We start from the raw sequence: 22,625 nt of genomic DNA on the forward strand, positions 1-22,625 counted from the left end.
TAGTATTCACTCACTTCGACTTTATTATCATTGGTTAGAGTTTGTTTTTTAGTACAAACGAACTCAAAGGGGCAACGGTTATCTGACTCCCTTTAACCCTTTCTATTTCTTCCAGGCCCGCCCGCTGATCATCCACTAAAACGGACCACTCACCTTCGTGGGGAAGAGAAATGGTTATCGCGTCCCAATTTGCATTATGAATCACTGCAATTTTGTAATCCTTATGTTTTAAAGTAAATGCAACCGCATTTGGAGGAGCATCAATGAATTGTAAGTGCTCCTCAATTTCTTCGGGTGTGCTTAACCTAAAAACAGAATGATTTTTCCTGAGCGAAATTAGTCCTTTCATATACTCTACTTCCCGATTTAACTCCGCTCTCCTTTTCCAATCCAACCGGTTAATCCAATCGGAAGATTGATAGCTATTTTCATCCCCATCCTTCGTACGCATGAACTCTTGTCCAGCATGTATCATTGGAATTCCCTGTGACAGTAAGACGACGGCCGAAGCTAATTTATGCATCTGTTTCCGTACCTGTTCTGTCGCATCTGGATTAGTGATGAGAAGCTTATCCCATAAAGTATAATTATCATGTGCTTCAACATAATTGATCACTTGATCTGGTCTTTGATATGTTGCTATATCTTCGTCATATTTCAAACCACCAGCGATGCCCTTTTTTATAATATCTTCCATTCCTGGTTTGCCATTCACGAATCCTTTATCATGTTCATTCATTACAAACCCTTTTAAACCATCACGGATCGCATCGTTAAAGTGAGCGATTCCAGGCATTTTAAAAGCATTCTTTTGATTTGCTTTCAGCTCTTGGGCCAAGGGAGTATCCATATCCCAGCCTTCTCCCAAAACAATGAGGGACGGATCAATTTCTGCCAGTGCCTTTTTCACTTCATTCATCGTTTCCACATCATGAATCCCCATTAAATCGAAACGAAAACCATCAAGGTTAAATTCCTTTGCCCAATAGGTTACGGATTCAACGATGAATTTTCGCATCATTTTACGTTCAGACGCGGTATCATTTCCTACACCTGTTCCATTAGATAAGGTGCCGTCGGCGTTATAGCGAAAAAAGTAAGTAGGAACGAGTTTATGGAAGTTTGAGTCCTCCACTGAATAAACGTGATTATATACAACATCCATGATTACGCGTAAACCGTGATCGTGTAAACCTTGAATCATTTCCTTTAACTCCCGGATCCTGACTTTTGGTTGATATGGATCAGTCGAATAAGAGCCCTCGGGAGCGTTATAATTCTGTGGATCATATCCCCAGTTATATTGTGGTTCATTCAATTTCATTTCATTGACTGTAGCAAAATCGAATATCGGGATAAACTGAACATGGGTAACACCTAGATCTTTAATATGATCAAGACCCGTTCTCGCTCCATCTGGACCTTTGGTGTCGGCTTCAATCACTCCTAAGAATTTACCTTTATGATGGATTCCGCTTTCAGGATGAATCGACAAATCCCGTGTATGCAATTCATAAATGACTATGTCCTCAGCTTTTTCGAGAGGCGGTTTATCCCGAGTCCACCTTTCAGGGTTCGTATCAGTTAAATCTATCACGACTCCTTTATTACCATTAACAGTAACTGCACGAACATAGGGATCGACGGCTTCACTCCAGGTTTCTCCCACTCTCACTTTATATGTATAAATCAAACCATTCTGATCTCCGTTCAGCTCAATGGTCCAGGTCCCCTTTTCCGAACGAACCATCTGAATCTCCATTCCACCTGTATCATCCCAATGTTTATAAGTGACTAGCTTAGCTTCAGATGCAAGTGGTGCCCATAATCGGAATGCCGTTTTATCTTTAAGATAGGAATTCCCTAAATCTTTGCCTTCATAGAAATATAGTTCATCCAATTCCGACGGGTTTACTGGATTAATATTTGCAATCGGCAGAAATTCCAACTGATTTTCCGCTTCATTATCCATAGGTTTTCGATTATTTTTATTTTCTTCTTCAAAATAAGAAAGTGAATCTTTAATAGGTCATTCCTCCATTGCAATTCCCATTTTGGAACAGGAATTATTAATTTTTATAATCATGAGCGAATCTTCCCTTATGGTATGATTCCACAGGCAATTCCCATCAAAACATTCGATCGGCAAATTATGTCGAAAATTCAGAAATCTATATTTATTAATCGAAAGCTGCATGTCAATTAGCTGAACCTTACCTATCATTTTATGAAAAGTGAATTCAAAAAAAAATGCCTCCATAACAGTTTTACGGTCTTGGAGGCATTTCTAGTACTCTTTATGGTGTTTTAATAATTTTCACAGAGGTATCCTCAACAATTGCAGTGAAATTCTTAACTTCAGGCTGCTCAAAGATAAAGTCAGTGATGCCGTCTTCGAGCTGTTCTTGAAGAACACGGCGGAGCGGTCTCGCCCCGAAAGCTGGGTGATATCCGAGTTCAATTAGCCTTTGTTTCGCTTCATTCGTTACATCTAAAGATAAACCATTTGCAGCAAGGGTTTCGTCTAGCTCGTGAATCATGATATCAACGATTTGCAGAAGATCTTCCTTCTTCAATGCCGAGAATTCAATGATGCTATCGAATCGGTTCAAGAATTCCGGTTTGAAGAAACTGCCTAAAGATTGTAGGATTGAAGCCTCTTCCACAGCTGAACTTGTACCGAATCCCATTACTTTTTGTTTCTCTCCGACCCCAGCATTACTCGTCATGATGATCACGGTATCTTTAAAAGTAACGGTCCGCCCTTGACTGTCGGTTAAGCGGCCATCTTCCATGATTTGCAGGAACATATGCAATACATCCGGATGTGCCTTTTCAATTTCATCCAATAAGATGATACTGTAAGGTTTGCGGCGAACTTTTTCCGTCAATTGTCCAGCCTCCTCATGCCCTACATATCCAGGAGGAGAACCGATTAATTTAGAAACACTGTGTTTCTCCATGAATTCACTCATGTCAAGACGAATCATTGCTTCCTTGTCCCCGAACAATTCCTCAGCAAGAGTTTTCGCCAATTCGGTTTTACCTACTCCCGTCGGACCAACGAAAAGGAAAGAACCGGTAGGACGATTTTTGGATTTTAACCCTGCACGACTTCTTCGAACGGCCTTGGAAACCTTTTTGACAGCCTCTTGCTGCCCGATTACTTTTTTCATCAGCTCATCTTGGAGATGAACCATTCTTTCTTGCTCATCTTCTTGGAGCTTACCTACAGGTATACCAGTCTTTTGTTCGATGATATTTTGAATGTCTTCAACGGTAACGGTTGGCTTAATTGCATCTTCCCCAGCCTGTAAGGACTTTTCCAGTTTTTCTTCTTCATCACGGAGAAGGGCAGCTTTTTCATATGCTTCTTCTTTTAAGGCCATTTCTTTTTCTTTATAAATTTGCACCAGACGCTCTTTCATCTTTTCTACCTGGCCGTCTTCGATGGTCAAGTTCAATTTGGAACCAGCTTCATCCATTAAGTCTATTGCCTTATCAGGCAGGAATCGGTCTTGAATGTAGCGGTTCGAGAGTTCAACAGCCGCTTTTAGGGCTTCCTCACTATATGTTACACCATGATAAGATTCATAACTATCTTTTAAACCATGTAAGATGACCAATGCCTCAGCCGTTGTCGGCTCATTAACGTGTACAGGCTGGAAGCGTCTTTCAAGGGCACCGTCTTTTTCAATTTTCCTATATTCGGATAAAGTGGTTGCTCCGACAAGCTGAAGCTCGCCGCGTGCAAGTGCAGGCTTCAAGATATTTCCTGCATCCATTGATCCTTCGGCTGAACCCGCTCCCACAAGTTGGTGAATTTCATCTATGAATAAAATGACATTTTTTCTTTCCTGCAATTCGCTGATCAATTGCTTCATTCGTTCTTCGAATTGCCCTCTAATTCCAGTATTCGAAACAAGGGACGCTATATCAAGCATATATACAAGCTTATTACGTAATTTAACAGGCACTGAACCTTCAACAATCGCTAAAGCAAGACCTTCGGCAATGGCTGTTTTACCGACACCAGGTTCACCGATTAAAACGGGATTATTTTTATTGCGTCTATTTAGAACTTCAATGACGCGTTTGATTTCTTCATTTCTTCCGATAACCGGATCGATAAGTCCTGCTTTAGCAGCATCGGTCAAATTGTGGCCATACTCCTCAAGCAATCCTCCGTCCTCGCCATGTTCAGCTGAATCCGGCTTTGGTACATCATTATAATTAAATGGATTGAATGAATTTGGAAATCCATTATATTGGAATTTTCCTGTATCCATTCCGCCCATCGCTGCTCCAAGTTTGTTTCGCTCTTCTTTATAACAAGTGGAGCACAGTTTCACATCATGCTCCTGACCATTCATATTTAGATGAACTTGAATATTTGCTTGGTTTACATGGCATTTTTCACAAAGCATGTAGTACTCCTCCTTTTAAAAATTGAATTCACTATAAATCTTTGACCTTCTTTGACTTTCTGACTTTATTATACATTGACCTTCTTTGACTTTCAATAATTTTGTCTGGGAATTTTTTTGCAATAAAAAAGAAATTCCTTCGATTTGGTTTGCTAAGCATATTAAACTATCCAATTCCAGTCAAATAAAAAGATTCTATGTATGCCTCTTAGTACATTCAGATATTATTGATTACCCACTTCAGGATAACCATAACCTAATCTATTAACAAAACATCAATTCCCTTTCTCCTTGCCCATATGCCTCATCCCCTCTTATATTTAAAACAAAAAAAGAGACTTCATTAAAGTCTCTTTTTGTAGAAAACAAGGGAGCGGATTGTCTGCCAAGCAATTTGAACGTTTATAAAGAAAAAACTGCAGGGAAACTCAATTATTTCGAGTTTCCCTGCAGTCAGAGATATCATTAAGTCTCTTAGTTTTTTATATTAAGGTTGATTTCCTTCTATTATATACGTTTCGCACCAATATACTTTGGCTTCCAATAACTATTATTGGTTTTAGCGTATGAAACTCCTTTAGATGATGATGAGTGTATGAATTCATTGTTTCCTATGTATATAGCCACATGTGTAGGTTTTTTCGCTTTATTTGGTGCAAAAAACATTAAGTCACCTTTTTGCAGGCTTTTAACTTTCTTTCCTTTTTTATATATGTCAGCAGCGGTTCTTGGTAAATTCTTACCAGCCTTTTGATATGAATACTTCACTAAACCGGAGCAATCAAAACCTGAAGAAGAAATGCCACCCATTTTATATTTTGTACCTAATTCACTTTTAGCCACTTTAATCGCTTTTGTATGATATGAAGCAGCTTCCACTTGGTCCCCAGCAAAAGATGCGGATACAAGCATGATAGCCAATGACAATCCGACGACAATTTTCTTAAACAAATTATTTTACCCCCTGATGTGATTTGCTAAACTTAATATACTAGAATATGCATATCACTCGCATCACAGGATCTTTACAAATATGTTACATTTAGTAGATTTAGGAAGAATGACCATATAAAACATAAAAAAAAGTCGAATCAGGTGTCCTTTCAATTTAAATTTATTTTACCTCATAGAAAAAACAGCGGTAAGCGAACCACTGTCAAAATTCTTTTGAGAAAAATGGAAGAAATAACTTTACCCCACGTTTGTTAAAAGGTAAACATTTCAAATCTGCAATTAAATGACTTATGTATCCTAATATACAAGTAGTGAAAATTCCGTCAATCCCCATAAAGGCTTCGAATTGATGGGCAATGATGCCAAAGAAAGCGATACCTGCAATCGAATGTGTATAACTTCTATGTGGTGTAAAGGATGCTAGGATAATATAAACTCCTAACAGCCACAGCCAGCTTTCCTGCAAAGATAAACCACCGCCTAAAACCGCTAATCCAGTCAAGGTCAGCATATGCCTTTGTCTGATGAAAGATGAAATGATGATGATTCCGATTCCTGCCCCTACACCGATCCATTTTTCCGTTTCAGAGCCTTCAAAAAGACTATAAATGATCATTAGTATCCCAATCGTTTGTGCTATCGTTCGAATAAACTTATGTGAAAAAGTAATCCTATTACTTAACTTCCCATCAATATCCATATCGGGCATAAGACCTGAAACTCCCCCAATGCCAACCAAGAATAAAGTGGTAGTTGGATCTGTTTGAAGTGTGTTTGCCGTCAAGAATCCAACTGTTGCCCCTAATGCCATGTGTGCTGTACCGTTCACTGTCTCTCTCCTGTCCTACTAAGAAGTAATCTCTGTTTCCAAGAAACGAATGTTTGTTCGAACTCCTGTATTCTAACTATACAATATTTTTGGGGGAATTTCTTTATTTTTTATAAAAAAGCCGTAGTAATCATTAATTTGAGCTAATAAATCCCTCGTTCTAAATTAAAATCAATTCTTCTAGAAAGTCTTTAATTGTTTTGTTTAGGTAATTTTCATCACTTAAAACCGCAAAATATTTTTCTGTAAATTGTAGTTTTTCATGAAATTTTATCCAAAATATGAATATACTAATCTATAAGGGGAGTGATTCAGATAGCTTTTTTAAATGCCTTCAATAATTTTAAAAACGGGAAAAAGTCCAAGAAAATAAAGAACATGGATTTTCGGGAACAACACGTAAAGAAATCGTCTGAGCTCATTGGTAATAATGTAATTGTCCAAAATATAATTAACAATCACCTTTCCAAAAAAAATAACCACTTGTAGGGTGGTTTTTTTAATTATTAAGGGAAATCGTTTCATTCTTTTCCAGCTTCTCACTCGCATCGTAAATATAGTGATACTGTAAATAGTAATCGTATATGACATTTTGCAGGATCTTAAGCAGTGATTTATCGAATGTATCGAATTCAGTTTGGTAACTATTTAAGACAGTGACAAATTTCCCGTCAATGTTTTCGAAATAATGGATAAGAAAGTTCTTGTGATATTCACTATCACTATTGCTTTTATTCGTAATGCATGGATCGCCGGTTTGAATGGATTTATCTAGCATCGCTTTGATGGATTTAGGCAGCTTTGCTTTTTTGAACTGGTTCAGGGTATAAATATCGTAGGTAAATGAAAGTCCTAATTGATCGGAATAAAAATCTACGGCACAGTCCAATGTATAGATTAAGGGTGTTTTAAAGTCCTTGCTGTTAGCAATTTCCTCTGATATCTCCAATTGATATTCCTCGGATGTTAAATACGCAGCAAATTTCATTTTTGAACTGCTCATGCTGAATACTTCATAAACGGCTGCATCTTGTTTTTCAATTTCAATTTCGATATTAAAAAATTTAAAGTGTTTTAAACGGTAAAAAGCAATCGGTGCTAATAGGAAAAGCAATATCCAAACAAGGTAAAGAAATAACGTGTTAAAGATGATTTGATAAAATTCAGACGTCACAATCGGTTCGATGATTAACGATATCAATGTATGTTCAAAGCCCTGAGATATAGGGGGATTTGTGGCAGGACCAACGGCTTCCTCTGGCCTTTTCAAAGTTTGGATACCTAAATGAGCCATTGCAACTAGCGTATAAACAAAAATTAAAATTGTCCCAATCACATAAAATTTTGGCATGAATCCTATAATCCTGTCGAAAACAGAAATTCGCTTATCTTTCTGCTCCTCTATAGCCAATGTGGTTGCTCCTTTTAAGATTATTAATATCAGGAAAAGTCTACAGGGACTTAGAACTTCCTGGAGACTATCTATTTAATTTATATGTTTATAATTATGTGAAAATACGTAAAATTCGTATAATGATTGACATATTCCAAAATACTTTCGACGTTTTCATTAAAATTAATAATATTTCGTCGTTAAAAATGCCCAACCTCTTCATTGAAAATGAAAGGATGAGCAAAAGTTTAGGTGATTTATTTAGGACGGACCCTTTATCGCAAATTCTTCGACCTTCCTTAAAAACAACTCGATGGCTTTTGAGGCTTCGAGGTCTAACTTTTTCACGATCGAAAAAGGTCTTATAATGGGTTCATTTTTCAAATGAAAGGTTTTCAATTCATTGGACTTCAGTTCTTTTTGTACAGTCAATCGTGATAACAGGGCAATGCCAAGCCCAGCCATCACCGCTTCTTTCACTCCTTGGATACTGGTGAAAATAAACGTTTTCTTTATATTTAACTCCAGGCTGCTCAGAAGTTTATCGGAATATGTACGGGTTCCAGATCCTTGCTCCCTAAGCACCCACGTTTGGTTTTGGAGCAATGTGCCCTCGATGAGATCCATCTGTGAAAGTGGATGAACCGGGGGGACGACGACTATCATCTCGTCATTCATGAATGGTCTGACATCAATATCTTTATAATTCGTTTCACCTTCAATCAAGCCTATATCAAGCTTATTCGAACGTATTCCTTGTATGACTTCATTGGAATTCGAGATGATGATTTGTATGTCCACCATCGGATATTGAGCCGCAAATTCCGCTAAAACTTTTGGAAGGTAGTATTCCCCTATCGTGAAGCTTGCTCCTATTTTCATCGTTCCGCTAACCACGTTATTAAATTCATTTATTTCTCTTATTGCTGTCTCATAATGATCAAGCATTTGCTTTGCATGTCTATACAAAATTTTTCCCGGCTCTGTTATTTGCACTTGTTTGGGAGAACGATAAATTAATTTCGTTCCTAATTCATTTTCCAGATTTCTTATGTGAAGACTGACTCCTGGCTGAGACAAGTTCAGAATATCCCCTGCTCTTGAAAAGTTTTTCTGTTCGATTACGGTGACGAATACTTTTAACGGATCCATGGTTACCTCCCTTATTTACCTTTGTGTTTCATTTTATCATAAGTAGAAGTAATCATTGAAATAGCAAAAATATATTTCACTTATTTTTAATTAAGCTTTAAAGTTAAGGCATCAACATAGATGGAGTGATCACACTGGAACAAACAAACGTTGAAACTAAAAAACTTGGATTTACAAAAGGAATAGCATTGACTTTGCTAATTGCCATTGCTGCAAAATACTTAGCAGAGCTTCCATTCCTTCATATAATGGGACAGTTAGTCATTGCGATACTGATTGGTGTTGTTTGGAAAGCGATCATTGGCGTCCCAGTTTACACCGTTGCAGGTACAAATTATTCAAGTAAAGTCCTTTTGAGAGTGGGCATTATTTTATTGGGAATGCGCCTGAACCTAAAGGATATATTTAATGCCGGTCCGAAAACATTTGCAGTGGGTGCAATTTGTCTTGTATTTGCTATATTAGTAGTTTATGGATTGACCCGTCTTTTTAAAGTTGAGAAAAAGCTAGGCATATTGACAGCTTGCGGAACGGGAATTTGTGGAGCTGCTGCCATCCTGGCAATTTCCTCCCAAATAAAAGCAAAAGAAAAAGATACTGCAATAGCCGTAGCGACGGTTGCTGTTTTAGGTACAACCTTCACTTTCGGTTATACAATCCTATATCCATTATTGGAGTTATCCGATGAAGGCTATGGTATATTCTCGGGAGCGACACTCCATGAAATCGCTCACGTGATCGCTGCAGCAGCGCCAGGGGGAAATGAGGCAGTTGACTTGGCAGTCGTGGTCAAATTGACTAGGGTGGCCCTGCTCATTCCCGTTGCCATTTTAATCGGTTTCATCATGAATTGGAAAGATCGATCAAGAGATAACGGAAAGAAATTTTCCTGGAAGTCCATTCAAATACCTTGGTTTATTTTTGGATTTTTGTTAATGAGTGCCCTCTATTCTACAGGTGCAGTTTCTGAACCCATAGCCGATAAACTTGTTATGCTTTCCTATATCCTCATGGCTATGTCCATGGCAGGACTAGGATTGAATATTGACCTTTTAACCTTTAGAAAATATGGCGGTAAACCTTTTATAGCTGGACTGATCGGCTCTATATTATTGACTTGTCTCGGGTATGTATTAGTTCAGGTTTTCCATTTAAATTAACTTTTCAATTAAAACAAGCATCCCTTAATCGGCATGCTTGTTTTTTTCTATTGGATGCGGAACATTGGCACCGTAAAAAATTTCATCCATCTCCGTTCGAAGCCTTTCTATAATTTCTTGCCTTTCATCTGTATTCAGCTTTTCCTCTGTATAGCCGAATAGGTAATTATTAATATCGAATCTTTTCAGCTTACATTTTGTATGAAATATATTTTCCTGGTATACATTCACATCAATCATGTCATATAAACCCTTCACTTCATCAGGAATATAGTTTTGAATGGAATTAATATCGTGATCAATGAACAATTTCCGCCCATCCTTATCTCTCGTAAAGCCTCTTACTCGGTAATCGATCGTGATAATGTCGGTATCGAAGGAATGAATGAGATAATTAAGGGCTTTAAGAGGTGATATTTCCCCACAAGTAGAGACATCAATATCGGCCCTGAATGTGCTTATGCCTTCATTTGGATGGAATTCAGGATATGTATGTACGGTAATATGGCTTTTATCGAGTTGCATGACCACATTATCAGGTAAAGGCCCTGGTGATTCTTCATAAGTTCCCGTAGGTACTTCTACAACAGGACCTTCCGAAACAAGAATGGTTACACTTGCGCCTTGAGGGACATAATCCTGTTTGGCCGTATTTAAAACATGTGCCCCTATTAAATCAGAAACATTGTGCAAGATCTTCGAAAGCCGCTCTGCATTATATTGTTCATCGATATAATCCAGGTAGGCCTCTCTCTCTTCCCTGGTTTTTGTGTAACAAATATCATACATATTAAAGCTTAAAGATTTCGTAAGATTATTAAAGCCATGAAGTTCAATACGCTGCTCTGGTGTAAGTTTCATGATTGATTCCCCTTATATTTTTTTACGACTACCCTTATAGTTACCCTTTTTCTGAAATAAAAAACTAAGTCTGCCACTCTAAGCTTCTGACTTCTAATCGGTATTTGTCATTTCTGGCCATGGAAAAGCCATTGCATTAACATGCAATGGCTCTTTTGGTTTAGGCAGTATGAATTTTTTTCTTTTTTATCGGTGAAAGAATTCGTTCCAGCCAGCCGAGTATAAGATCTGAGAGAATGGCCATCAATGCCGTCGGAATTGCTCCTGCAAGTATGATCGCCGTTCCATTCGAAGCATTCGTTCCCCTGACAATGATATCCCCCAGTCCGCCTGCGCCTACGAATGTACCGACAGCGGTTACTCCAATTGCAACGACAAGCGCTGTACGTAAGCCAGCCATGATGACAGACAGAGATAATGGCAGTTCGACCATTCTCAGTAATTGGAACTTCGTCATCCCCATAGCCTTGCCAGATTCTAAATAAGCATGATCGATACTTGTAATTCCGACATAAGTGTTCCTCAAGATTGGCAGTAAGGAATATAAAAATAATGATAAGATTACCGTATTTGTTCCTAACCCCATTACTAGCATCAGGAGAGCGAGCATAGCCAATGCTGGTGTGGTTTGTATGACATTCGTTATCGAAAATACCCAATTGCTCAATTTCTTATGTTTCGCGATGAAAATTCCTATCGGGATGGCTACAATTGCTGCAAATAAAACTCCATAGGCGGACATTAAAAAGTGTCGATAAAATTCAGTAAGTACATACATCCAATTTTGGGAATAATAAGTTCCCAGCTGTTGCAAGGTTTCCATTAGTGTGCACCTCCCATTTATTCAAAATATTTATGTGCTTTAAGGAATTCAGATGCTACGACCGATGGCTCCTTCAAGTTCCCATCAACTTCATAGTTCAGTTCCTGCATGGTTTCAGTAGTGATTTCACCAATTAACTTGTTAAGCTCATCTTCAATTTCAGGATATCGTTCCAATAATTCTTCGGTAACGACCGGTGAACAGTCATATGGAGGGAAATATTGTTTATCATCTTCCAAAAGTTTCAAATCATTAACCTTAATCCGTCCATCTGAGGAATATGCAAGGACAATATCCATCTGACCACTTTTGACTGCATCGTACACCAAGCCAATCTGCATCGGAAAAGTTTCCCTAAATTCCAATCCATATGTATCGACGAATCCTTTATAACCATCCCCTTTTCTTTTCAGCCAAGCACTGTCTACACCTAACCTTAAATTATCTGCATCCTTTTCCAGATCCGATATTTTCTGATACCCCTTTTCCTCTGCCAATTCATTTGAAATCGTAAAGGCATAAGTGTTATCGAATCCGTAAGAATCAAAAAATTTGAACCCATATTGTTCTTTGAATTCCCTTTGAACAATTTCCATCGCCTTTACTGGATCCTTTTCAATTTCCTGTCCCAGTACACTTGTTAAATCAGTCCCTGTATATCGAGTTGCGGCTATGTCTATGTCACCGGTCTCCATCGCCTTTTGCTGAACGAAATTGGAACCTAGATTTTTAATGATTTTCGTATCAACTTCCGTATTCCTTTCAAGGAGTTGAGCGATCATGTTCGCCAAGATCTCGGATTCGGTCATGCTTTGGGCCCCGATCTTTATAGTAGTTTCAGAAGATGACCCTAAACCAGGCAAGGAGCAGCCGGTGATCACTAATGAACAAACTATAAGGGCCTTTAAAATTATACGTCGCATTTTTTTATACATGGTAATCCTCCTCAAGCAACTTCCTTCATACCTTTCAATCCTTTTGGTACGACTTTTCGTTCAATGATCGAGAATACATAATCCACCAGGATAGCCATGATGATTACCGGAACTGCACCTGCGATGATATATTCTGTTTGGTATAAATTCAAACCGATAAATATGTAATCTCCAAGTCCCCCGCCTCCAATAAAGGAGGCTAAGGTGGCCCATCCAATTAAATAGACGGAAGCCGTACGGATGCCAGCCATAATGACGGAAAGTGCAAGCGGGAATTCAACCAGACGAATTCTCTCCCAGCTTGTCATCCCGATGCCGCGTCCGGATTCCAGAAGATTTCCATTTACGCCTTTAATGCCTGTGTATGTATTTCTGAGTATGGGTAAAACGGAATAGAAAAATAACGCAATGATTGCGGGTGTTTTCCCAACTCCGAGGAAAGGAATGAAAAAGGCTAGGACCGCTAAACTCGGCAATGTCTGCATGATGTTTGCTATTCCGATTATTATCGAAGCGCTCCTTTTCATTCGCGTCAACATGATCCCTAGTGGTACGGCAACTATTATTCCAAGGAAAACAGCGATCAAGGATATATATAAGTGCTCCCATGCCTTAAAAACCAATTCTTGCCAGTTCATTTGTAAAAAATCGAGCAAAGTTTCCATCTCATTCACCTCCTAAAACATTTCTGCCATTTCTGCCATTTGATTTTCTTCCTCTCCCCAGATGCTGTCATATACGATGTCCACCAATGTGGCCCTAGTGACAATTCCGACCAAATGTTTATTGTGGTCAACTACCGGCACGTATTTGAATCCTCGTTTTAAAATCTTCTGAACGGAATCACGGATTAAAGTATCCTGTTTCACTGAATAGACTTCAGTATTGATGACTTCACTGATAAATTTAGCCTTTTTTCGATATTCACTGATCGTTTCAACATCCACGAACCCTTTCAACACATTTTGCTCATCGACCACAAGTAAAGAATCTACCCTTTTCTCGCGCATGATCGTAATAGCATCTGTAAGGGATTTTTCCTCTGTAATGGATATTGGATTTCGACTCATGATCTGTTCAACAAACTCAACATTTGGTCTCGTTTGAAGCAGGCGATCTTTGCCGATGAATTCTTCCACAAACTCATTGGCTGGGTTTCTGAGGATTTCATCCGGTGTTCCCACTTGGACGATTTCACCAGCTTTTAAGATGACGATCCTGTCGGCTAGCTTAATGGCTTCATCCATATCATGGGTAACAAAAACGATAGTTTTATCAAGTGTGCGCTGTAGATTTTTAAATTCCTCCTGAAGGGCATCGCGGGTGATTGGATCTAGTGCGCCAAAAGGTTCATCCATTAAAATGAGTGGAGGATTGGAAGCTAGTGCTCTGAGAACGCCTATCCTTTGTTGCTGCCCGCCGCTCAATTCGTAGGGATACCTTTCCAGGTATTCAGGTCCCATATCGACAAGCTGAAGCAATTCCAGTGCACGTTCCTTTTTCTTCTGTTCATTCCATTTAAGAAGTTTTGGAACGAGGGTGATATTTTCAAGAATCGTCATGTGAGGGAAAAGTCCGATTTGCTGGATAACATACCCGATTTGTCTTCTTAGCTCGACTGGATCTTTATCCATGATATTTTCACCATTAATAAGTATCTTGCCTTCCGACGGTTCGATAAGACGGTTAATCATTTTCATTGTCGTTGTCTTACCGCATCCACTCGGACCAATGAAGCAAATGAACTCCCCTTTTTTAATATCCAATGATATATTTTTTACAGCTTTCTTTCCTCCCTTATAGATTTTCGATACATTTTCGATTTTTAACATAACAAGCACCTCCATCATTCGCATACAATTACAAATTTTACAAATATATTAATTTTCATTTGCACAGTCTCTTATACCCATATAGCAAACTGTATAAACCTTTTATTTTAAAAAACTAGTTCGTTGGAATTATATTGAATAAATGGTATAAAAAAAACCACCTCATGTTAATTGAGGTAGTTGAAAGATTTTTAAAAGATGAATTAAAACCCAATATTTTTAGCAATCAGGGTTTTTACGGTTTCATCTGTCCCTGTAAAGAAAGTTGTTAAAGGAATGTCCCGGTGACGCTGGGCAATTTTATCGTCTCCTATATTTCCGTAGCCATCATGTAATTGCATGCACTTATCGGATATTCGCTTAGACATTTCCGTTATCCAATATTTGGCCATCGATACTTCAGCTATGATATTCTCCCCAGTCATATGTTTACAGATCAAACCATCAACAAACGTTCCTCCCAGATGAATATCTGTCGCTATTTCAGCAATGGTAAACTGTGCATTTTTAAATTTACTTATTTTCTTATCAAATGCTTTTCGTCCACTTATAAAATTCATCGTTAAGTGAAGCATATCTTTCGCTGCCATTAATGACCCAATCGCACACATTAGTCTTTCCTGCTGCAGTTTTTGCATGATATATGAGAGACCCTTCCCTTCCTCCCCAAGGAGGTTGCCAACAGGAACTGAAGCATCATCGAAAAATAGTTCGGCTGTGTCTGAGCATCCCTGTCCTGTTTTACCAAGCTTTCTTCCCCTTGAAAATCCTGGTGTATCTTTATCAATGAGCAGCAAACTGATTCCGCACTGGGAAGGAACAGCATTAAGATCAGTTTTGCATGCCACTATCATGAAGTCAGCTTTAAAGCCATTTGTGACAAACGTTTTGGCTCCATTGACAATATAATACCCATCTTTCTGGATCGCTGTGGTTTGAATATCCCCTAATTCCGAGCTCATTCCCGGCTCTGTCAATGCAAAAGCTGAAATCAATTCACCAGTAATGAACTTTGGTAAATATCTTTGTTTCTGATCTATTGTTCCGAATGAGGCAATATAAGGGGCTACAATATCAGAATGAATGGATATTCCTCTTAACGCTGATCCAACCATTTCCAATTCCTCTGCCAGTACAACTGAATATCCAAAATCTGCTCCTATTCCTCCGATTTCCACATCAAGCCATGGACATAAAAAACCATTATCTCCAATCTTTCTCCAAAATGAGCGAGGTATTCCCCCCTCCTTTTCCCATTGATCATAAAAGGGGACAGCCTCCTTGGCGAGAAATTCACGAATTGATTGTTTAAATAATAAGTGTTCTTCCGTTAGGAAGGAACGAGAATCATCCTTATTGATTGCCATCGTGCTAACCATGGGTTAACCTCCATTCTCTAACGATTTTATACTAATAATCCACTAACATGCTCAAGTTAAATACCTCGATGTAAACGGTTACAACCACAAATATCAAACTGTTAAAATGACCCACAATATTCTTGTTCAACAAAAGTATTGAATTCCCTTTTATAAATCAATTTTTTACCATTTTAAATCTTGTTTGTTTATTACTTAACTGCTTGGAATATGGGTTTATCATATATTCTGTCGAGGTTATTTTTGGAATACACTTGGTATTCATTTAACAAAATTCCTTTTATAATTGCATAATAAAATGGATGCTTTAACAAGGGCTGTTAACGCATTAAACCATCTAAAGGTTGTCAATATCTTTGTTTTTTCTCCTCTACTTATTAACCAGTACCCCTGGCCCTCCCTGCAGTGTCATAGCTTTTGTATGTTATATGATATCTAATTCCCAACCAACCTCCAACATGTTTCTACAAGTAGAGGGCGGACAGTTTTCTTCACGAAATCATGTCCCGCGTACCCGTACGTCCTGCCCAGGCTACTGATATATTAGAATTTTTTTATAAAAAGAATCCCACATAATCTCCATTCGTTTATATTTGAAGCTTGAAATAAATCCAAGTATCCTCTCAAGCTCATTTAAGAGTGTTTTGCATTTTACCCGTAGCACTTATCTATGTAAAAACAGAAGCGAAAGTATATAACCTAAACTTTTCATAAAGCAAAAAATACTCTGGAGAATATCTCATCCCAGAGTATTTTTTTACGCAATACTACTTTTTCATTTAGCCGCCTCTTTTCCTTATCCGGTTTAAAAGCAGTAAACTTTGGAAGCAGCAATTTGAATTTCTTCCCCTGTATGTGGGTTTCTAGTTTGGTCTGCTCGGTCGTACACTTCAAATGTACTAAATCTAATCAAATTACAACTCATAAAAGTAAGGACTCGAGATTTATTACACTATCTTGGCTCCTTAACAAGCACGTTAATAAACTTTGTTATGGCCTTGCACCAATTACTGTGGTCCAGCCGCTATATACCTTCGCCTTCTATAATGTATATTCTATATTCCTTCACAAATTTTAATGTTGGATTTTTCCATTAATGACAACACACTTCCCATTTGTAGGTTGCTTTATTATCCTTCCATCCTTGATGTATACAGTGTAAGTATTATTGACTTTAGCATCTAATCTTGCTAAATCTCCCGTTCTTGCTATGATATTTTTGACAGCTTCCCTCTTCAGATTATCCATGACTTTCTTTTTCCATTGTTCCCGTTTGTTTTTTTGCTTATTTTCATCAACCATCAGGATCCCATCCTTTTTGTTTGATTTATGTCTTCTCCGATAATAGTGTATTATATTTTTATCATCTTGTTACCTTTATGCTTTTCCTAATTGAGTCTTTTTTTATTTTATAATGTAACAGGTAAGTAAAGAGAAAATTAATAAAATGGCTCACGCTTGTGATATCAAGAAATGAACACACATAAAAACAGGATGCAACTGAATGTTGCACCCTGCTTGAAAAAGGGGTTTGCTTCATTTCGAATCAGCATAAATTCTCTGCGATAAACACCTCATCTACATTAGAGTAAATACCGGTATCTGACTAGAGTTTACCATCCAAAGCAACCATCCCCTATATCTTAAAAGTTTTATCAACTTTCAAAGCATAATTGACAATTATTGAATGAGTTTTCTGCTTTTACGTGCAAGCGAACCATCCCCTTGCTCGAAACGATTTTTTAATGAAGCCTTTCAGTAGTTAAGTTAAACGTCTTTAACTGACACCTCATTTACTATGATAAGAATCATACGTAAATCACTAGCCCCTTCTTCTTTATTTATTATGACCATCTGCTGGCAAAATATAATTGGTTGTTTATGGATATCAACAATTGTTTAAATCAAGTTATTCATGGTAGTTTAAGTACAAATCATTCGCAATCTCAATGGCATAACAAATGCTTAGTTCCCTAACCATCCTTTTTATAAAAAAGTAGCGGAATTAAGCTAAACGACACAGATAAAATCTACACTAAGATCGACGTTCTCCGTGGAAAGGGCGGAAATGCGCAAAAATAAAAAGGCCGGCAGTCGTTAGTTTTCACAAACTTTCTGCACACCCCCTTGCATTCCTACTGCATAATTAATAAAGAAACGACAAAGCGAAAAACTCGCCTTGTCCATACCTCAAAGCATTATGAAGACTTCATTTGGATTATTGTGCATTAGACTCTGAACGATATTCGTCTATAATCGCTTGTACCTCCGAATCAGCTGGCACATTTGTGACGTCGTAGAGGAATCCATCGGATTCGACTAACGTCATTTTGCTGTCAACAACTTCAAAAGTCAAATCCAGGCGGCCCAAATAATGTTCTTGTTCTCCGCCGGCTTGAGTAATTGGCACCATCACCTCCCCGTTGAATTCGTATTCGGGCGTTTGGATGACCTTGTGTGTATCTGCTCCGATTACCGCTGAAACTCCTGGAACCTGAGCCAACTTGTGGTCTTCAGTATTTCCGGCATGCGAAAGGACAATATTAATGTCCGACTTTTCACTCACTTCAGGAAGCAACTCATTCAACGCCTCAACCGGTTCGATGAAATCGAGGTCTGCAACATCATTCCAACCGCGAATTTCCGGCTTCATCGAAGTAAGGCCGATCATGCCGACTTTAACGCCATTGAAAGTAAAACTCTTCCAAGGCTTGACATTCTGAATGTACTTTCCTGTTTCCCTGTCAATGACATTACCAGTAAGGATGGGGAAATTGACGTGGCGGTGGTAATTCTTTAACTGTTCATAACGGCTGTCCTGTGTTCCCTCTCCGGCAGGGTAAACGCGGAAGTCGTTGTTTCCGAGAACCATTGCATCATAGCCCAAAGCTTTCAAAAGAGACGTCTCCAACTCTCCTTGACCCGCCTGAAACTCGCCGCGCAGGAAGACATCCCCGCCATCGACGAGAAGCAGATTCTCCTCTTCATTGCGCACATTTTCAATGATGGTTGCATACTTCGCAATAGAATTGTGATGAATGGTTCCATCATCCAGCGTGACGATGTCATCCAAATGACCATGAAAGTCATTCGTCTGGAGAATGGTGAGTTCAAACTTCTCTCCCTCCTTGAGCTTTTCCTCCGCAGCTGCTGTTACGGGCTTTCCGACTAAAGCAGCAGCCATCGCCAGCGAAAAGCAGCCCGTCAATAAATTCATTACCATTTTATTCATACTATTTCCTCCAAGCAATTACACTAAAAAATGGTAAAACAAGTTATTTAGTTTCCAGTCTTTTCGTTTTTCTCAAGAGCGACTAATTTAGTTTTTTCTTCAGAGTTAGATTTTTCTTCTTTGTCATTACTGATCAAATCATTTGTTGCTTTTTTAAATTCATTTAAAGTTTTCCCGAAAGCTCTTCCGATTTCTGGTAATTTAGAAGGACCAAAAATGATTAACGCTATGACTAGAATGAGAATTAGGCCAGGAATTCCGATACTAGATAACAATCTTCTCACCTCCTAAACCATGATGGTTTGTTCGTACTCAAAAATGCGATCATTACTTATAAAATTGGCATACCATGACGCTCTAAAGCTGCTGCTTCTAATATAGACATGCCTTGTTCATCTGCAAATGCAGTAAGTTTTTCCGAAACAACAGGAGCAAGACTTGCTGGCGGCAGAGCCTGGTTCATAGCTCGTCTACGGGTTGAATTTCTGCGTGCAAATGGTCCCCAAATCGCAAAGGTGATACCTGGTGTTTGCATATTTACAAAGAAAGTATTTCCATCTGGAGAAAATGTAGGGCCAGCAAATTCAGAACCGTTCATCATATTTTCAGCGAAAGTATAAATATTTCCTTCAGGAGTTAATCCGACAATACGATCATTACCGCCACCATCTTCGGCGATCCATAAATCTCCCCAAGGAGTGATTGTAATGTTATCTGGTGCTTCTAAATCATTTTTATCCGTAGACTCATAAAATAGTTCTAAGGTGTTTGTCGCTGGCGTGTAGCGATAAACACGGCCAAGGCGTGCTGAACCTGCACTTGTATCATCAAACCATAAAGTACCTTCAGAAAAATAAGCCCCTTCTAAGCGGCTAAACTGAATACAGCCTTTTTCCTTAGCGTCTTGCTGTGCGATTTCAGGATTTAATTTTTTCCAAACAATCCCGAATTTTTGTCTAGTACTAAATTGACTTGCAGCAGCAGCTGGTAATTCATCAATCGCTGCGGCTTCAAGTGTACCGCCCTTTTGCAGAGAACCTAGTTTTTGACTTCGGTCATTTGGTGTAAAACGGTACAAGAAGCTTGGACTTGCGTCTTCCGTTAAATACCAAATCCCTGTTGAAGGGTCAACATGCCCAGCTTCATGGGAGAAATAACCCATATCACGGATCGGTGTTCTTGACATTTCGTTTTCAGGATCAAGCGGATTTACTTCAAATACAAAGCCATGTCCCATATCACGAGTTTCTTCCATTGTTAACCAGGTACCCCAAGTCGTAGCTCCACCCGCACAGTTACGGATTGTACCTGAACTTGATACATACTGATCAATGACTTTATTATTTTGTCCAACGATTAATGTGGTTGTGCCGCCCGCAGCACCAGCGCTCCAAGGTTTTTTTCCGTTTACAGGGTAATCAGAATTTGTCCCATTTTCATGGTTTCTTACAAGAATGGTTGTACCCTTCTCCCCTTTATAGGCAGCCATTCCATCGTGAGCAGAAGGGACAAGATCACCATTAGGCATGACATCACCAGTTCGTGAAAGCATTTTGTAATGAAATCCGCTTGGCAGATCAAGAACTCCATTTGGATCCTTTACTAGCGGGCCATATCCACCAAAACCGCTTGTTGGATTGCTAGATTCCACTGCAAATCCTTTTGTAGCTCCCGCAAGAGAAAATACCCCAGTTGAACCAAGTGTTAATGCTAGAGTGCTCATTCCACCAACTTTTAAGAAATTACGTCTGTTTAAACCACTATTGCTAGATATCATTAACATTACCTCCAAAATTTTTTTTGAGGGATGCTATATTCCTTATAGCAAACTCTACCCTCAAAATTAACAGACCTTTTTAAATACTCTGTTAATACCATGTGATTTTATTCCTTCGCATGAAAAATAAGCCAGAAGTCACAGTTTGCACGAAAAAAATGGAGGTTATTACCACATTTGCAGCATGCATAAGGTGGAAATTGATGGTATGAGTCCAAAGTGGAGAAAAAACTAAGGATTTTGTCTTAAAAAGATTGATGCAGATTATTAAAGCTTATTAATAGTTTGTAAATAATCCACTATGACAAACTTGTTAACCTGATTATTTTACTTAACATTAGAACTCTATTATTGACAAGGAATTGCTTCTTTTCATTTCAATTTTTAATCCACATTTTGTATGAGTAAGCTACAGAAGCATGCTACCTCCAGCTCAACATGGAATTTTTTTCAATGTAAGTTAAAAAAGCAGGTAAAACGAAGCGCGAGGCTATAGAAACTAAAAGCAGGGATTATGACTGGAGAATACAGCAATCCTTCGATTCAATTAAGGATTATATTAAAAGTGGCTGTACGAGATCCATAGGTTTGAGAAGATTACACAGGTAAATGAAAGGAGACTTATTGTAGGGTTTCCGATTCATAAGAGCACATATAGTTTTATTTAAAGATGCATAAAAAAACACCCCAGTCTTAATACGGATGAATCTCCCCCACCTGAGCAATAATTTAATACGAATATGGCCTAAAAAAAGAGTTGACACGAAACTTGTACCTAACTTAAAGTATAGCTTATACAACAAAAAGTTTCCTTGAGGAAACTTTTTAGAAGGGGGTCAAGTAATGTCTGAAGAGAAAAAGGTTTCCCGCAGAGATATTTTAAAGATGGGGACTGCAGGTGCGTTTGGAATAGCTGGATCTTATTACTTAAATAAAATGACACAAATTCCAACTGTGGCTCAGGCATCCAATGATTCGTCTCATAAGAAGGGCAATCATTCCAATCATGCAAATATGAGTGATAAGACAATAACAACCGGTTATAAAATGGCTGAACGACTCCTTACTGAGTTTGATTACGGAAAAGTTACCAAGTTGCCAAATGGCCAAACACTCCGGGAATATGAAGTCGTGGCAATTGATAAGGAAATCGAAATTGCCAAAGGAATTAAATTCCCAGGCTGGACTTATAACGGAACTATTCCAGGACCAACTTTTCGATGTACCGAGGGGGACCTTTTGCGGTTTAACTTTATTAATGAGGGCAGCCATCCCCACTCTATCCATTTTCACGGAATCCACCCTCCTGAGATGGACGGTTTAACTTCCATTTATCCTGGACAAAGATTCACGTACGAATTTGAAGCGAAACCCTATGGTTTGCAAATTTACCATTGCCATGTACTCCCCCTAGCCCGCCATATCCATAAAGGCTTATACGGTAATTTTATTATTGATCCAAAGAAGCCAAGAGAACCGGCATTAGAGTTAAACATGGTTATGAATGGATATGACTTGGATTTAGACGGCGAAAACGAGTTTTATACGGTGAATGGCTATGCTTTCGCATTTATGAATCACCCTATTAAAATCAAAAAAGATCAACTCGTAAGAATTTATCTAAGTAATTTAACAGAATTCGACTTATTAAATTCGTTTCACTTACATGCGAATTACTTTACGTATTATCCAACAGGCAGAAACGATAACCCCTCCCAGTTCACAGATACCATTATGCAATGTCAAGGAGAGCGTGGAATTATTGAAGTTCGGTTTCCATACAAGGGTATCTATATGTTTCATGCCCATGTAAGTGAATTTGCTGAGTTAGGCTGGATGGGATTCTTTGAGGTCGAGTAAAAAAGGAGGGA

17 protein-coding genes and 2 pseudogenes are annotated in these 22,625 nt (G+C 38.5%); 2 read left to right on the forward strand and 17 right to left on the reverse strand.

Annotated features, from left to right (window positions below; all coding sequences use genetic code 11):
* Nucleotides 1-34: 34 nt before the first annotated feature.
* From pulA to AC3ISB_RS13695, 6 genes and pseudogenes are all read right to left on the reverse strand, one after another.
* Nucleotides 35-1,915, reverse strand: a pseudogene (gene pulA, locus AC3ISB_RS13670) (type I pullulanase); the annotation flags it as partial.
* A gap of 382 nt (nt 1,916-2,297) precedes the next feature.
* The gene (locus AC3ISB_RS13675) at nt 2,298-4,427 is read right to left on the reverse strand and encodes an ATP-dependent Clp protease ATP-binding subunit (protein ID WP_489276801.1); all 2,130 of its coding nucleotides are present in this window, start codon (nt 4,425-4,427) and stop codon (nt 2,298-2,300) included.
* Between the two features lie 507 nt (nt 4,428-4,934).
* Nucleotides 4,935-5,378, reverse strand: a complete 444-nt coding sequence (locus tag AC3ISB_RS13680; protein ID WP_260398190.1) for a C40 family peptidase — start codon at nt 5,376-5,378, stop codon at nt 4,935-4,937.
* Nucleotides 5,379-5,583: 205 nt separating this feature from the next.
* On the reverse strand, nt 5,584-6,210 hold the full coding sequence (locus tag AC3ISB_RS13685; RefSeq protein ID WP_098373289.1) for a metal-dependent hydrolase: 627 nt from the start codon (nt 6,208-6,210) through the stop codon (nt 5,584-5,586).
* A 499-nt stretch (nt 6,211-6,709) separates the two neighbouring features.
* Entirely contained in the window at nt 6,710-7,621 is a 912-nt protein-coding gene (locus AC3ISB_RS13690) for a hypothetical protein (RefSeq protein ID WP_480340525.1), read from the reverse strand.
* A gap of 243 nt (nt 7,622-7,864) precedes the next feature.
* Nucleotides 7,865-8,755, reverse strand: coding sequence for a selenium metabolism-associated LysR family transcriptional regulator (locus AC3ISB_RS13695; RefSeq protein WP_098373286.1), 891 nt, complete (start codon nt 8,753-8,755; stop codon nt 7,865-7,867).
* Nucleotides 8,756-8,889: 134 nt separating this feature from the next.
* Between AC3ISB_RS13695 and AC3ISB_RS13700 the strand changes: the two genes are divergently transcribed.
* Nucleotides 8,890-9,915 (forward strand): YeiH family protein, encoded by a 1,026-nt coding sequence (locus tag AC3ISB_RS13700; protein ID WP_489276932.1) that lies wholly within the window; start codon nt 8,890-8,892, stop codon nt 9,913-9,915.
* Between the two features lie 24 nt (nt 9,916-9,939).
* Here AC3ISB_RS13700 and speD read toward each other — a convergent pair whose 3' ends face one another.
* The 11 genes and pseudogenes from speD to AC3ISB_RS13755 form a co-directional block, all read right to left on the reverse strand.
* Complete coding sequence (gene speD / locus AC3ISB_RS13705; RefSeq protein ID WP_098373285.1) at nt 9,940-10,776, reverse strand: adenosylmethionine decarboxylase; 837 nt, start codon at nt 10,774-10,776, stop codon at nt 9,940-9,942.
* A 160-nt stretch (nt 10,777-10,936) separates the two neighbouring features.
* Entirely contained in the window at nt 10,937-11,599 is a 663-nt protein-coding gene (locus AC3ISB_RS13710; protein ID WP_098373284.1) for an ABC transporter permease, read from the reverse strand.
* Between the two features lie 17 nt (nt 11,600-11,616).
* Nucleotides 11,617-12,534 carry an osmoprotectant ABC transporter substrate-binding protein gene (locus AC3ISB_RS13715; protein ID WP_489276804.1) on the reverse strand — a complete coding sequence of 306 codons (918 nt, stop codon included), beginning with the start codon at nt 12,532-12,534 and terminating at the stop codon, nt 11,617-11,619.
* 11 nt (nt 12,535-12,545) lie between these two features.
* A complete protein-coding gene (locus AC3ISB_RS13720; protein WP_347939536.1) occupies nt 12,546-13,199 on the reverse strand; it encodes an ABC transporter permease in 654 nt (217 codons plus the stop codon).
* Between the two features lie 12 nt (nt 13,200-13,211).
* The gene (locus tag AC3ISB_RS13725) at nt 13,212-14,366 is read right to left on the reverse strand and encodes a betaine/proline/choline family ABC transporter ATP-binding protein (RefSeq protein ID WP_489276806.1); all 1,155 of its coding nucleotides are present in this window, start codon (nt 14,364-14,366) and stop codon (nt 13,212-13,214) included.
* 203 nt (nt 14,367-14,569) lie between these two features.
* Nucleotides 14,570-15,745, reverse strand: a complete 1,176-nt coding sequence (locus AC3ISB_RS13730) for an acyl-CoA dehydrogenase family protein (RefSeq protein ID WP_489276807.1) — start codon at nt 15,743-15,745, stop codon at nt 14,570-14,572.
* A gap of 805 nt (nt 15,746-16,550) precedes the next feature.
* Nucleotides 16,551-16,658, reverse strand: a pseudogene (locus tag AC3ISB_RS13735) (HU family DNA-binding protein); the annotation flags it as partial.
* Between the two features lie 161 nt (nt 16,659-16,819).
* Nucleotides 16,820-17,047, reverse strand: coding sequence for a hypothetical protein (locus tag AC3ISB_RS13740; RefSeq protein WP_141992083.1), 228 nt, complete (start codon nt 17,045-17,047; stop codon nt 16,820-16,822).
* Between the two features lie 916 nt (nt 17,048-17,963).
* A complete protein-coding gene (locus AC3ISB_RS13745; protein ID WP_489276810.1) occupies nt 17,964-18,977 on the reverse strand; it encodes a bifunctional metallophosphatase/5'-nucleotidase in 1,014 nt (337 codons plus the stop codon).
* Nucleotides 18,978-19,024: 47 nt separating this feature from the next.
* Nucleotides 19,025-19,252 carry a twin-arginine translocase TatA/TatE family subunit gene (gene tatA / locus AC3ISB_RS13750; RefSeq protein ID WP_141992084.1) on the reverse strand — a complete coding sequence of 76 codons (228 nt, stop codon included), beginning with the start codon at nt 19,250-19,252 and terminating at the stop codon, nt 19,025-19,027.
* Between the two features lie 56 nt (nt 19,253-19,308).
* On the reverse strand, nt 19,309-20,754 hold the full coding sequence (locus AC3ISB_RS13755; protein ID WP_489276812.1) for an alkaline phosphatase PhoX: 1,446 nt from the start codon (nt 20,752-20,754) through the stop codon (nt 19,309-19,311).
* An 843-nt stretch (nt 20,755-21,597) separates the two neighbouring features.
* Between AC3ISB_RS13755 and AC3ISB_RS13760 the strand changes: the two genes are divergently transcribed.
* Entirely contained in the window at nt 21,598-22,614 is a 1,017-nt protein-coding gene (locus AC3ISB_RS13760; protein ID WP_098373275.1) for a multicopper oxidase domain-containing protein, read from the forward strand.
* Nucleotides 22,615-22,625 lie beyond the last annotated feature (11 nt).

The organism is Peribacillus sp. GL_122 (assembly GCF_057835005.1).